At 38.0% G+C, this 14,841-nt stretch carries 9 protein-coding genes; 8 read left to right on the top strand and 1 reads right to left on the bottom strand.

Going from position 1 to position 14,841, the window contains the following annotated elements:
- The first annotated feature begins 24 nt into the window (after positions 1 to 24).
- Positions 25 to 1,056 carry a tRNA (adenosine(37)-N6)-threonylcarbamoyltransferase complex transferase subunit TsaD gene (tsaD, locus tag Q4597_RS11035; protein WP_303406253.1) on the top strand — a complete coding sequence of 344 codons (1,032 nt, stop codon included), beginning with the start codon at positions 25 to 27 and terminating at the stop codon, positions 1,054 to 1,056.
- A 70-nt stretch (positions 1,057 to 1,126) separates the two neighbouring features.
- Positions 1,127 to 1,834 carry a 16S rRNA (uracil(1498)-N(3))-methyltransferase gene (locus Q4597_RS11030; protein ID WP_303406252.1) on the top strand — a complete coding sequence of 236 codons (708 nt, stop codon included), beginning with the start codon at positions 1,127 to 1,129 and terminating at the stop codon, positions 1,832 to 1,834.
- Positions 1,835 to 1,845: 11 nt separating this feature from the next.
- On the opposite strand, the gene Q4597_RS11025 is transcribed toward Q4597_RS11030, so the two are convergent.
- Positions 1,846 to 2,625, bottom strand: coding sequence for a thioredoxin family protein (locus Q4597_RS11025; RefSeq protein WP_215914262.1), 780 nt, complete (start codon positions 2,623 to 2,625; stop codon positions 1,846 to 1,848).
- Positions 2,626 to 2,666: 41 nt separating this feature from the next.
- On the opposite strand from Q4597_RS11025, the gene Q4597_RS11020 reads away from it, so the two are divergent.
- From Q4597_RS11020 to Q4597_RS10995, 6 genes are all read left to right on the top strand, one after another.
- Entirely contained in the window at positions 2,667 to 3,314 is a 648-nt protein-coding gene (locus tag Q4597_RS11020; protein ID WP_303406251.1) for a DUF4159 domain-containing protein, read from the top strand.
- Between the two features lie 24 nt (positions 3,315 to 3,338).
- Positions 3,339 to 4,439 (top strand): AI-2E family transporter, encoded by a 1,101-nt coding sequence (locus Q4597_RS11015; RefSeq protein WP_303406250.1) that lies wholly within the window; start codon positions 3,339 to 3,341, stop codon positions 4,437 to 4,439.
- A gap of 73 nt (positions 4,440 to 4,512) precedes the next feature.
- The gene (locus Q4597_RS11010; RefSeq protein WP_368506678.1) at positions 4,513 to 5,625 is read left to right on the top strand and encodes a THUMP-like domain-containing protein; all 1,113 of its coding nucleotides are present in this window, start codon (positions 4,513 to 4,515) and stop codon (positions 5,623 to 5,625) included.
- Positions 5,626 to 5,946: 321 nt separating this feature from the next.
- On the top strand, positions 5,947 to 9,345 hold the full coding sequence (locus Q4597_RS11005; RefSeq protein ID WP_303406248.1) for a TonB-dependent receptor: 3,399 nt from the start codon (positions 5,947 to 5,949) through the stop codon (positions 9,343 to 9,345).
- Between the two features lie 59 nt (positions 9,346 to 9,404).
- Entirely contained in the window at positions 9,405 to 11,150 is a 1,746-nt protein-coding gene (locus tag Q4597_RS11000) for a RagB/SusD family nutrient uptake outer membrane protein (protein WP_303406247.1), read from the top strand.
- Between the two features lie 277 nt (positions 11,151 to 11,427).
- On the top strand, positions 11,428 to 14,841 hold the full coding sequence (locus tag Q4597_RS10995; protein WP_303406246.1) for a VCBS repeat-containing protein: 3,414 nt from the start codon (positions 11,428 to 11,430) through the stop codon (positions 14,839 to 14,841).

The raw sequence follows: 14,841 nt of genomic DNA, 5'->3' as shown, positions 1-14,841 counted from the left end.
ATGTCAACTTTTATTCCAAACTCGGTGAAAAACGAAACTATTTATATTCTTGCTATTGAATCTTCTTGCGACGACACTTCCGCTGCTGTTTTAAGCAATAAAAAAGTGCTCAGTAATGTAACGGCCACTCAAAAGATTCACGAGGAATACGGCGGTGTTGTACCTGAACTTGCCTCACGGGCTCACCAACAAAACATTGTTCCGGTAGTACACCAAGCTTTGAATAAAGCAAATATCGACAAAAAACTAGTATCTGCCATAGCTTTTACACGCGGCCCCGGATTGATGGGTTCACTTCTTGTTGGAACCTCCTTTGCCAAGTCTCTTTCATTAGGTCTTAATGTGCCCCTAATTGAGGTAAACCACATGCAAGCACACATCTTGGCGCACTTTATTGAAGGCCAACCAGATGGCACTCCGGAGTTTCCGTTTTTAGCCATGACCATTAGTGGCGGACACACGCAAATTGTTCTTGTAAGAGACCATTTTGACATGGAAATACTAGGCGAAACCCTAGATGACGCAGTGGGTGAAGCTTTTGATAAAAGCGCTAAAATTTTAGGTCTGCCCTACCCCGGAGGCCCATTAGTTGATAAATATGCACAAGAGGGAAACCCTAAGGCGTTTCCTTTTCCAAAACCTAAAGTAGACGGCCTTAATTTTAGTTTTAGCGGATTAAAAACGAGCATTCTATATTTCATACAAAGAGAAACGGCCCAAAACCCCAATTTTGTTGAAGAAAATCTAAAGGATATTTGTGCCTCTATCCAAAAAACAATCATTAACATTTTGATGGATAAGCTAAAAAAAGCTGTGGAACAGACCGGTATTACGCAAATTGCCATTGGAGGTGGCGTTAGTGCCAATTCCGGAATAAGAAACGCACTTAAAATGGCCGAAAAAAATAGAGGATGGAAAACCTTTATACCAAAGTTTGAGTATTGTACGGATAACGCAGCAATGATCGGTATTGTAGGTCACCTAAAGTACAAACAAAATGTATTTGCAAAACAGGATGTTTCCGCCAAGGCGCGTTACGTTATTTCCGGTAAGTAAATAACAGTGTTCATTTTTTCTTGTGCCCAAGCACAACCTAAGCCTCTAAAATTGTTTATACATTTGTCCTATGCAATTATTTTACAACCCCGATTTAGACAAGAGCATTACACAGTTTACCTTCTCTCAAGAAGAGAGTAGGCACATTGTTAAAGTATTGCGTAAAAAGGAAGGGGACCTACTACATATTACAAATGGAAAGGGTTATATTTTTAAGTCCGAAATACTTCTTGCAGACCAAAAACGATGCAAAGCGCAAATAGTATCTACACAAAAAAAACACCCAAAAGCACATTGGCTACACATGGTTGTAGCCCCCACTAAAAACAACGACCGTCTGGAATGGTTTCTGGAAAAAGCCACAGAAATAGGTATAAGTGAGATTACCCCCATATTTTGCGATAGGTCGGAGCGAAAAGTCATTAAAAAAGAGCGCTTGGAAAAAGTGATACAATCTGCCATGAAACAAAGCTTGCGCGCTTACCTACCCAAGCTTAACGATGCTATTTCTTATAAAGATTTTATGGCAAAGGAGCTTAACGGACTCTTATTTATTGCACATTGCGAAGAGGAAGAAAAAGTTGATTTAAAACGAAGAGTTGCCCCAGACAAGGATGTTACCATACTCATAGGACCGGAAGGGGATTTTTCGCAAAACGAAATAGACATGGCGTATGAAAAAGGGTTTCTTCCCGTTTCCTTGGGGGAATACCGCCTTCGTACCGAAACGGCCGCGATTGTGGCCTGTACTACCGTGAACATGATTAACAACGGGTAAAAAGAACATCACTAATTGAATAATTCGGTTTTAGCAGCAGCAGTGATATCGTAATCCGTTGTCTCCATTACAACAATAAGACTCAATTTTTCTCCATTTTCAACCACATCCGGGATTGTTATCGTAGCTTTACCATTTGTTTCATGTATTTCAATATTCTTTTCCCCAACTACTATGTTACTGTTTTTTAATGTTCTATTTCGGTTTTCACCACGCTTCACCACTGTAGTTCGTTCATCCAAGACCAATATGGCCCGTAAATTTTTACCCGTAACATCTCCACCTAACTCATAATTGAACGAAACAGAACTACCCCTTCTTTCAACTAGACTCAAGACTACCATATTTTCCGTATCTATCGCTCCATAGTGCTTTATGGTCGCATTCATTTTACCTGAGTTAGACCCTACAAAATGAGCCTTACCATTCACCACTACCTGAGGTGTATAATTACTTCTACTCTTTAATTTGATATTATACTTACGTTGCTTATCCGTATAATCCGATTTACTGAACGGGTCTTTCCAACCAATATAATTCCAATAATCAACATGATATGAAAGTGCGTAAACCGAATTACCATATTCTCTTTTCACCTGTTGCAACAATACATCTGCCGGTGGGCAACTAGAACAACCTTGTGATGTAAAAAGTTCCAAAACCACTATGGGGTCATGCCCCTCAAAAGCTTCAAAAGCCTCTAGTTTTCTGGTCTTTACATCGATATTAAAAGCCATTGTAACACATCCTACCAAAACAATACACATAAGTGCAATTCTTTTCCCCACCATAATTCATACATTTGAGTTATTGTTATTTAGTTCGCCCTAAGATGAAACAACTTACATACTGCATTATAATCTTATCTCTTATGACCACCCACCTTACGGCACAAGAAGTAGCCATTCTTAAGTATAACGGAGGCGGAGATTGGTATGCCAACCCTACAGCTTTACCTAATCTTATTAAGTTCTGCAATGAAAATGTTGGCACTTTAATGAACGAAAAGCCAGAAACCGTAGAAATAAGCAGCAGTACTATTTTCCAGTACCCTTTTCTACATATGACCGGTCACGGCAATGTTGTTTTTTCGGACGAGGAAGCCCAAAATTTAAGAACTTATCTTTTTTCAGGTGGATTTTTACATATTGATGACAACTACGGAATGGCCCCTTATCTGAAAAAAGCACTTGAAAAAGCCTTCCCTAATACCGTTTTGGAAGAATTGGGCAGCGACCATCCTATTTTTAATGAATTTTATAAGTTTCCAGAAGGTTTGCCAAAAATTCACGAACACGACGGTAAACGCCCACAGGCATTAGGTTTGTTTCATGAAAACAGACTTGTACTATTGTTTACCACCGAAAGTGATCTAGGGGATGGCTGGGAAGACCCATCAGTACATAATGACCCCGAAGAAATAAGAACAAAAGCATTACAAATGGGTGCCAATATTGTGCTCTATGCTTTTAAAAACTAACATAGCCACATAAATAGACCAAAAATGACCGCAAGAACCATTAGTCAAGGAATTCTACGCTCAGTAGGGATAATAGTAGGCGTAGTCCTACTCCTTTATTTTCTTTGGAAGATACAGTCCGTAATTGCCTATTTGGCCATAGCCGCCGTCATTGCCCTGATAGGCAGACCAATAGTCCTCTTTTTAAGAAGAAAATTAAAACTACCAAACACCGTGTCCGTTATCATCACAATGATTTTTATGGTAAGCGTGCTGGCAGGTATTATAGCACTTTTCGTTCCCCTGTTGACGGAACAAGGCAAAAACCTCTCGTTGTTGGACATTAACCAGCTAGAACAAAACTTAAATTCACTGCATCAGCAAATTGTGGACTTCATTGGAACCGCGCCTAACGTTGTTGACGAAATTATTGAAGAAACAGATTTTGAAAAAACCATTGTTGATAGTTTAAATGTAGGCTTTATACCCAATTTTCTCAACTCGTTTTTAGACGTACTTAGCACGGCTAGCATTGGACTGTTCTCTGTTTTATTTATTTCTTTTTTCTTCTTAAAAGACAGCAATCTTTTTCAACGTGGAATTTTAGCTTTCGTCAACCAAAATAATGAAGGCAAAACCATAAATTCCATCGATAAAATCAATAATCTTTTATCTAGATATTTTGTAGGTCTGTTACTTCAAATTTTCATCCTGTTCGTAATTTACACCATAACTCTTTTAATCGTAGGCATAGAAAACGCCATTGTAATTGCCTTTCTTTGCGCCTTGTTTAATATCATTCCTTACGTGGGTCCTATCATTGGAGGAGTGATTATGGTTGTGCTTACAATGACCAGCAATTTAGGCATGGATTTTAGCTCCGTAATCCTACCAAAAGCAGGGTATGTTTTAATAGGATTATTGATAGGTCAATTAGTCGATAATTTCTTTTCACAACCCTTGATATTTTCGAATAGCGTAAAGTCGCATCCACTAGAAATTTTCTTGGTAATTATTATTGCCGGTCTGCTCTTTGGAGTAGTAGGAATGATTGTAGCAGTGCCCGGATATACTGCAATAAAGGTCATTTTAAAGGAGTTTTTATCCGAAAACAAGCTAGTTAAATCACTTACAAAAAGTTTATAGTTATAGTTTGAATAAAAATATTTTAAATACTGGTGTACAAGAATTTATAAAAAATAAATTAAACACTGACATCATGTCAGTGTTGCTTAAAAAGCCTATTTTTGAAGAAATTTCCAATCGCGAACTTGCTGAACAACTTGAGTCTAAGAAAAAGTGCGAAAAAAAATTACCTACCTGGTTTTCTTCTGCTAATATTTACTACCCGAACAAACTAAATATTGAGCAAACTTCTTCCGAAGTTACAGCCAAGTACAAAGCGGATTTGGTCAGTGGAAAATCACTTGTAGACGTCACCGGAGGGCTAGGTGTGGACAGTTACTTTTTTAGCCAAAACTTAGACCAAGTTCACCATTGTGAATTAGATGAAAATCTATCTGAAATTGCAACCCATAATTTTAATATTCTAAACATAAATAATGTAATAACCCATGCGGAAAATGGATTGGATTTTTTGGAAAAATTAAAATTCCCTGTAGATTGGGTTTACATAGACCCATCCCGAAGAGGTGATTTAAAGCAGCGCGTTTTCCTATTATCGGATTGCTTGCCCAACGTGGTAGAAAACTTGGATCTGTTATTTTCAAAATCCGAAAATATCCTCATAAAAACAGCTCCACTTTTAGATATTTCCGCAGGAATAAATGAGCTTGATTATATAAAGGAAATTCATGTAATTGCTCTAGATAATGATGTAAAGGAACTATTATGGGTTTTAAAAAAAGGATACCAAGGTAGCATCACAGTTAAAACAACAAATAAAACCGCAAAACAAGACCAAGGCTTCGATTTTGAACTTCCCGCGGAAAAAGATGCTATTTCCGAATTCTCAGAACCTCTCACCTATTTATATGAACCCAATGCGGCTATTCTCAAGTCAGGCGCATTCAAAATCATTGGCCAAGCAACACAACTAAAGAAACTCCATACTAACACCCATTTATACACCTCTGATAGCCTGATTGGTTTCCCAGGACGAAGATTTAAAATTGAAAGCATTTTTCCCTACAATAAATCGGCTTTGAAAAAAGCGGATATAAAGAATGCAAACATAACCACACGGAACTTTCCTGAAAGCGTAGCTACCATTAGAAAGAAGATGAAAATTAAAGATGGCGGTCAGATTTATCTGTTTCTCACCAAAAACCTACTCGAAAACGTTGTAGTTCTACGCTGCAAAAAGGTTTAATTTTAACATTTTTGTTTGTTTATTCGCTTTATTTGTAATATTTTTCTTTCAATATTTGGTTAATTTTTAAAACATATGAAGCATGGGTGCCAAATGTAAATATTTCATAAATGACACTATATCAGCACTAAACAAAATTTCAAAAGCTCTAAATATTTAGTAATTGCAACATTTGTGTTATTGAAATAGGGTGAATTCGCCAAAAATAACTTGCGCCCTATTTTTAACATATCCATATTATCATTACATTTATTTTTTGTTTTTCTTAACTTAAGGCTAGGAAAATAAGAATTTAATAAACTAACAAACAACACTCACATTATGAACCAAAAACGAAGTTACAATTCGTTAAAGCCCAAGGGGAAAATCTCAACTCTTGGAATTGGGCTTTTCTCGATGATGATTTGCGCTGGGTCACAAATCACCTATGCAAAATCAACCAATGACCCTAAACTTGAGGTCAAGGACATTTTTCAAACAACCATATCCGGTACTGTTTTAGACAGTGGAGGAATTCCTCTTCCGGGTGCAAACGTGGTAGTTAAAGGAACTACGAACGGAACACAAACCGATTTTGACGGTAATTTTACTTTAGAGGTAGAAAGCGACGCAACTCTAGTAATAAGTTATTTAGGGTTTGTTACTAAGGAAGTAGCTGTTGATGGACAGTCTACGGTGAATGTAACGCTGGCTGAAGATGCCGCAGCATTAGATGAGGTTATAGTAACTGGTTACCAAACCGAAACAAAACGTGAAACAACCGCTGCCGTTTCTATAGTTAAAGCAGAAGAGTTGGCCGCTATTCCATCTGGAAATGTTGAACAGCAACTACAAGGTAGAGTCGCTGGTGTTACCGTTATTACTAATGGACAACCGGGAACTACTAGCCAGATTAGAATTCGTGGTTTTGGCGCTTTTGGAGGTAATGAGCCTCTCTATGTTGTAGATGGATTACCCGTAAACAACACTGAATTCTTAAACCCTGACGACATTGAGACAACAACTGTTCTAAAAGATGCTGCTGCAGCTTCCATATATGGAGCAAGAGCGGCGAACGGCGTTGTTGTTTACACTACCAAGCAAGGTAAACGTGGGAAAAGAAAAACAGAAATGACGGTTAACATTTCCAGTGGTGTAACCGACCCCAATGTTGGAGGTGCACTAGAAATATTAAGTCCACAAGATCAAGCAAGGTATACGCACATTGCGTATGAGAATGATGCTTCCGTAAGTGGCGACCCTGTTGATTACAGACACCCACAATATGGTTCTAATGCAACTCCTACCCTGCCCGATTATCTTTACGCAGATGGAGTAAGCGGTGCATCTGCTAGCCAGGTTAACCTAGCTCAGATTCAGCAGAATTATGAAAATGATCCTGACAATACGTTTTTAATCAAGCCAAATTTAGCAGGTACCAACTGGTATAAAGAAATTACTAGAATTGCTCCTATTAGTAGGTTTTCTGTAGGGTTTGATGGCGGTACGGATAACGGACGTTTTTATACAGGTATATCGGGACAAAACCAATCAGGTATTTTACTTGAGAATGAATTTGTACGGTATACGGCCCGTTTCAATTCTGAATGGGATATAGCGCCATGGTTAAGCATAGGTGAAAATTTCCAAGTTACTTACCGTTCCGTAACGGGAGGTTTTGGCGGTCAAGGTGGTATTGGTGGTGCAGATGATGAGTCTGTGATTCTTTCAGCAATTCGTATGCCCTCAATAATTCCAGTTTATGACGAGTTTGGAAGCTTTGCTAGTACAAAAGCCGCTGGGTTTGGTAATGCACGTAACCCTGTTCGGGTTCTAAAAAATGATGATGGTGATGACAAAGCCTATGGTATTGGAGGAACAGGAAACATCTATGTCCTATTAAAACCCATTGACGGTCTCACTATAAGGTCAAGCCTTGGCGGAACCTATTCGAATTCCTATTACAACACATATTCCTATAAATATTTAGGAGACTCTGAACCTCAAGCAAGTAATGGATATAGTGAAGGAAGTAACTACTTCTTTAATTGGACCTTTACCAATACAGCAAGCTATGATAAATTATTTGGAGACCACCGTGTTAAAGCTCTGGCTGGTATTGAAGCGCTTAATACGGGTAAAGGAAGATCCATTAATGGGTCTGGTATAAATCCATTCTCTACCGATCTTGATTTTCAAAGTTTAAGTGTTGTTCAAAGCCCTGTAGTAAATAGTAATCAATTTAAAGGCGTAAACTTTTATTCTTTGTTTGGTAAGTTGGATTATAATTACAATGAAAAATATTATATCACTGGTGTTCTTCGTCGTGATGGATCTTCTCGTTTTGGAGAAAACAACCGTTATGGCGTTTTCCCTGCGGTATCCGGGGCATGGAGGGTGATTGCAGAATCATTCATGCAAAACCAAGATGTTGTAAGCGACTTGAAGTTCAGAGCCGGTTGGGGACAGATGGGTAACTCCAATAACGTTGATCCAAACAACCAGTATTCACTTTATGCTTCAGATAGAACCAGTACATTTTATCAAACTAATGGACAAGCATCTGGTACTGATGAGGGTTTTGCCGCTAGTAGAATTGGGAATCCTGATGCAAAATGGGAAACCAGTACTACATTAAATGTTGGTTTTGACGCCAGTTTTTTCAATAATAGACTGGAGTTTATTTTTGATTGGTGGAAGAAAGATACAGAAGACCTTCTTTATCAATTACCATTACCAGGTGTTACTGGAAATTACGCATCTGCACCATCAGTAAACATAGCCAACATGTCCAATAGAGGTGTTGACTTTGAAATTATAGGTAGAGGTAACTTTACAGATGATTTTTCTTTTGAAGCAAGAGTAACCGGAGCTTTCTTGAAGAATGAAATAGAGGCACTAGCTCCAGGAATTGATTTTTTCGATGGACCTTCCGTTAGAGATATCGTTGCTACAAGAAATGCAGTAGGTCATTCACTTTCCTCTTTTTATGGTTACAATGTAACCGGATATTTTAACAGCCAAGCTGAACTTGATGCAAGTGTAGATGTTGTGCGTGATGACGCCGGTGTTCCTATTCTAAATCAAAATGGTGAGACTACAGTCGCTTTGGACGCTGACGGCGAGCCTCTTCCTGCTCAAGATGGACAAGGTTTAGGTCGTTTTAAATACGAAGATGTAAACGGAGATGGTAGAATAACTGCAGATGACCGTAAATTTTTGGGTAGTCCTGTACCTGATTTCACTGGTGGTTTAACTCTTAATTTTAAATACAAGAAACTAGAGTTTGAAACCTACTGGTACACATCTATTGGTAATGAAATCTGGAACCAAACCAAATGGTATACTGATTTTTATGGCGTATTTGAAGGTTCTGCAAAAGGACCAGCTGCTTTTAATTCATGGACTCCAGAGTTAGGTAATAACGCTCAGGTACCAAGATGGGAAAGTGCTTCTAATTTCAGTACTAACACTGTGGGTAACTCCTGGTATGTAGAAGATGGTAGCTATCTTAGACTACAAAGACTCTCTTTCTCTTACGATTTTAGAGGTCTACTTACAGATAAATTGGGATTAACAAAATTAAATATTGGACTTTCTGCCAATAATATTTGGACTTATACTAACTACAGCGGTATTGATCCAGGTGTTGGCGGTGGTGCCGATACTAACTTCGGTATTGACATAGGTAACTACCCAGTTGGCCCTCAGTACATGATTAATTTTGAAATTGGAATTTAAATCGTTCGCAATAAAGATTGCAATGGTTATCTATTACAAATAGTATTTAAAAAAATAAGATGAAAACAAATAAGAATTCAAAAAAGCTGACTATAATTATGGTCGCACTGCTCACCTTAGGCGTGTCCTGTAGTGATGAGTTTTTGGAAATAGCCCCTACAGGTTCCTTAGCTGATGCTCAAGTAAGTACAAGCGAAGGAATTGACGGTCTTTTAATTGGTGCATATTCTATGATTAATGGAAACCTAGGTGGTAATCGTGGATCGACACCTAATCACTGGCTAGTGGGGTCAGTATTGGGCGGTGATGCAAATAAAGGTACCGACCCTGGAGATGGTGCTTCGTTAGCTACGTTCCAAAGGTTTCAAGCAGATGCCACTTTTTCGGAAGTAAACGGCTTATGGACGGCACGTTACGAAGGTATTAGTAGATGTAATACCGTACTGCGTACAGTTTCTGCGAATAGCGAATCACTCCCTGCCGAAAAAGTAAGTAGCGTTAGTGCACAAGCTAGAATGTTACGCGGTCACTTTTATTTTGACCTAAAGAAGAACTTTAATAATATTGTTGTTTTTGATGAAACTGTAGAACCCACAGAAGTAGTTTTAATTCCTAATGATGGTGATGCTTGGGCAATGATTGAAGCAGATTTTCAATATGCTTACGATAACCTTCCCGAGACTACTAGTGCCGGTAGAGTAAACAAATGGGCTGCAGCGGCATACATGGGTAAGGCTAAATTGTATCAAAAGAAATATGCCGAAGCTAAGACATGGTTTGATGATGTAATTGACAATGGTGTGGCTTGGAATGGTGAAAAATATGCCTTGCTTGATGATTATGCCAAAGTGTTTAATGCTGAGTACGACAATCATGTTGAAGCCATTATGGATGTTGAATCCTCTAATGAAACAGGAAGTGTAAGAAATGCAAACTGGTTTGATGATTTAAACTATCCTTACTTAACCGGTAGTGAAGGTCCTGGAGATTGCTGTGGATTTTTTCAACCAAGCTTTGAATTAGCCAATTCATTTAGAACTAGCCCAGACGGCCTTCCTTTATTGGATAAATCATATAATGACCCTGCAAATGCGGTAAAAAATGATATGGGTATTGCTTCGGCAGATGATTTTACTCCAGATGCTGGTCCATTAGATCCAAGAATCGACTTTTCTATCGGCAGAAGAGATATTCCTTATTTAGGATGGAAACCCCACCCTGGACAAGCTTGGATAAGGGTTCAAGCCTATGGAGGACCATATTCTCCCAAGAAATTTGTCTATTATGCAAATCAGGAAGGTACACTTACCGATGCTAGTTCTTGGACCCGTGGATATGCAACTATGAACTACCCAATTATACGTTTTGCAGATGTGTTGCTAATGGCAGCAGAGGCAGAAATAGAGGCAGGTACACTTGAGAGAGCTAGAACCTTAGTAAATATGGTTCGGGCGAGAGCTGCAAACTCTGAATTTTGGATTAAAAATGAAGACGGAACAGATGCCGCCAATTACGTAATTGAAGAATATCCTGCTGCTCAATTTGCCACAAAAGAATCTGCAACAGAAGCAGTACGTTTTGAAAGAAAGATTGAACTATCAGGTGAAGGTCATCGTTTCTTTGATTTAGTTCGTTGGGGAGTTGCGGCTGATGAGATTAATGACTACCTTAACTATGAGGTGCAATTTCTACAGTCAGCTTATTCCGGAGCCAGATTTACTGCAGGCAAAGATGAATATAGAGCTATTCCTCAAACACAATTAGATTTACAACCAGGCGTGTTAAAACAAAATCCTGGGTACTAATACTTAAGTTACATACTAATAAAAGCTGCTCTTACGAGCAGCTTTTTTTGCTTATTTTAGAACCTTCTTACATATTTGCAACGTACCATATCCTATGTGTCAAATGAAATCAAATAATTCTTTCCAAGGAACATTTACGCTTCTCTTATCTATTGTATTAATAGTATTTACAAGTTGTTCCAAAAAAACACCTACAACAAGATTTGTAAACGTACACCCAAGCAAATCCAACCTGGTATTTAGCAATACCCTTGTTGAAAATGATTCTATAAACATCATGGACAACGAATTTGTTTATAACGGGGCTGGAGTTGCACTAGGAGACTTAAACTGTGATGGTCTTGATGATATTTTCTTTGCGGGAAACCAAGTTGAAAACAAATTGTTCCTTAATAAGGGAAACCTCAAATTTGAAGATGTAACCAAAGCTTCCAATATAACAAAAAACGATTCACTAGAGTGGTCATCGGGGGTATCTATAGTCGACATAAATGCAGATGGCAAACTAGACATATACGTATGTAATACATTCAGAAAAAAAGATAACAGAAGAAAGAACTTACTATATATCAATACAGGGAATTCAAAAGACGGCATTCCTTCATTTAAAGAAATAGCAGAAGAATATGGTCTTGCAGACGATACTTACTCATCTCATGCCCAGTTTTTTGATTATGACAATGATGGAGACCTTGACCTATTTATTGGAGTAAACAGGATTGAAGGTATTGACCCCAGTGATTTTAGACCTATTGAAGATGATGGCTCTTCTATGAGTAAAGACCGCCTCTATGAAAACATATGGGATTCTACCCTTAATAAGCAACGCTATAGAGATATTTCTGAACAAGCTGGCATTAAATTTCACGGATATAGTCACAGTACTTTAATCCATGATTTTAACGGAGATAATTGGCCGGATATTTATGTAGCAAACGATTTTCTAAGTAGTGACCTTATATATATTAACAATCAGAACGGCACATTCAGTAATAAAGCACGGGAAATATTCAAGCATTTTAGCTTCTCTTCCATGGGTAGTGATGCGGCTGACATCAATAACAATGGAAATCTTGAATTTTTCACTACGGAAATGCAGCCCTATTACAACAAAAGAAAAAAATTATTTCAAGGCCCCAGCAATTATCAAAAAGAGATATTCATAAAAAAATATGACTACGAAAAACAATATGCCCGCAACACACTCCAAACTCAGTTAGGAAATAACCCAAAAACAGGTTTACCCATATACGGTGATGTTTCCATGCTTACGGAAACCAAAGAAACGGACTGGAGCTGGGCCCCTCTTTTTGGTGATTATGATAATGATGGGCTACAAGACCTCTTTATCACCAACGGATTCCCTAAAGATGTTACTGATCGAGATTTTGGTGATTTTAGGATTGCCGCCAGCAAACTTCTGAATAAGGAAAAACTGATAGCTGCAATACCTGAAATTAAGATTCCTAATTTCATGTTCAAAAACAATGGAGATTTCAAATTTGTAAATAGTACCGAAAATTGGGGTTTAAACCTACCTACATACTCTAGCGGTGCGGCTTACGGTGATCTTGATAATGATGGAGATTTGGATTTAGTGGTCAACAATATCAATGACAACGCAATGCTCCTTGAAAACAAATCTAATGAGTTTAATGAACCTCAGCATTTTATCCGAATAAAATTGAGCGGAAAGAAAAACAATCCTAATGCCATAGGTTCTTATGTGGAAATTTTTTCGAATTCCATGCACCAAAAGAAATCTTTGTTATCGGGACGAGGATATTTATCACAACCGGAATTCACGCTCCATTTTGGCCTAGGAAATAATAAAAAAATAGACAGTCTGATTATAAATTGGCCAGACGGGCAACAACAAGTGGTTAAAACCAATGCCATAGATTCAGTTCTCGCTATCTCATATAGTCCTAAAGCAGGATCATTCTCCACTTTAAATACGAAAAAATCGAGGCCGATTTTCAAGAATGCTGCCAAAATGTATGACTTAGAGCATTTTTCTGAAGATTACGATTTTATTGATTTCAATTTTCAAAGTACGCTTCCTCATAAATTTTCTCAATATGGCCCTTCTCTCGCAGTTGGGGATATAAATGGCGATGGTTTAGACGATATGTTTGTTGCTTCTAGTAGAGGTTTTAAAGAAAAGTGGTTTGTTCAAAAACCCGACCAAACCTTTGAACAAAACGAAGTAGCCTATAAAACTTCAGAAAAACTAGAAGAGGAAGATGCTGGAACATTACTTTTTGACGCAGACAATGATGGAGATTTAGACTTGTTCATTGCACGTGGTTGCGGCCAATACCCTAGCGGTCATGAATATTATCAAGATATTTTAATGGTCAATGATGGAAAAGGAAATTTTACTCAATCCAATATAGACCTTCCTGTAATGAAAACGAACTCATCTGCAGTTAAAGCTGCCGATTTTGATCGTGATGGAGATTTAGACCTTTTCATAGGAAGTAGGGTTTTGCCTTTCTCCTACCCTAAAACAGATCGCTCATATATTCTAAGAAATGATAGCACTAAAGACCGGATTAAATTTACCGATGTCACTACCCTTGTTTCCAAAAATCTAGAATACCCCGGTTTAATTAGCGATGCCATTTGGACCGATTTTAACGGAGACTTTTGGCCAGACCTTATTATAGCCGGAGAATGGGCCCAGTTACGCTTTTTCAAAAACGAAAATGGTAAGCTATTAGAAGTTACAGAGAACACAGGCTTATCTAAATATTCTGGGTGGTGGAATAGTATATCTTCCTCAGATTTGGACAATGACGGAGACATAGATTACATTGTTGGAAATGTTGGCGAGAATATAAATTTTAAAGGTTCGCTAGAAGAACCTGTGCGCATATACGCTAAAGACCTTGATCAAAATGGTTCCATAGACCCCCTTATATCCTTTTATTTAAGAGACAGTATTGGTGTTAAAAAGGAATATTTATACCATCCTTGGCAGGATGTAACAAAGCAATATGTTGGTATTAGAAAAATGTTCAATTCTTATGGGGAATTTGGGGAATCGACCCTACCTGAAATGTTCTCTAACGGACTTTTAGATGATGCCAAAGTAGATTCTTTGACTTATATGAAAAGTTCATGGATAGAGAATTTAGGAAACGGACAATTTAAAATGCGACAATTGCCCGTGGAGGCTCAATTTGCTCCAGTTTATGGTATTCTGCCACAAGACTTTAATGAAGATGGCCTAACGGATATTCTATTAATTGGTAATGATTACGGCATGGAAGTGCAACAAGGGCCAGCTGATGCATTCGCCGGTCTCGCCCTAAAAAATATAGGGAACGGCAAATTTACTACCGTTTCACTAAATGAGAGTGGCTTTTTTGTGCCGGGAGACGGTAAAGCTATTGTTAGTTTGCGTACAGGGGATTCTAAGAAATTAATTGTAACCTCACAAAATAACGACTCCTTGAAAGCTTTTGAATATTCCGGACAAACCAGAATAAAATTAATGGCCGTGCAACCCGATGAAATAAAAGCATTAATTAAGCTTAAGAATAATACTAAGCAAATGCATGAGTTCTTTTGGGGCAATTCGTTTCAATCGCAATCAGGTCGTTTTGTAGAGATTCCTGCAAACTTTGTGGAGGTTCAATTCTATACTAATAACGGAAACCTAACTAGAACAATTAAACCGTAA

Origin of the sequence: Zobellia sp. 1_MG-2023 (genome assembly GCF_030549125.1) — a bacterium.
GTDB lineage: Bacteria > Bacteroidota > Bacteroidia > Flavobacteriales > Flavobacteriaceae > Zobellia > Zobellia russellii.
The sequence above is the reverse complement of the archived record's forward strand: the minus strand, read 5'-3'. Positions and strand labels throughout refer to the sequence as shown.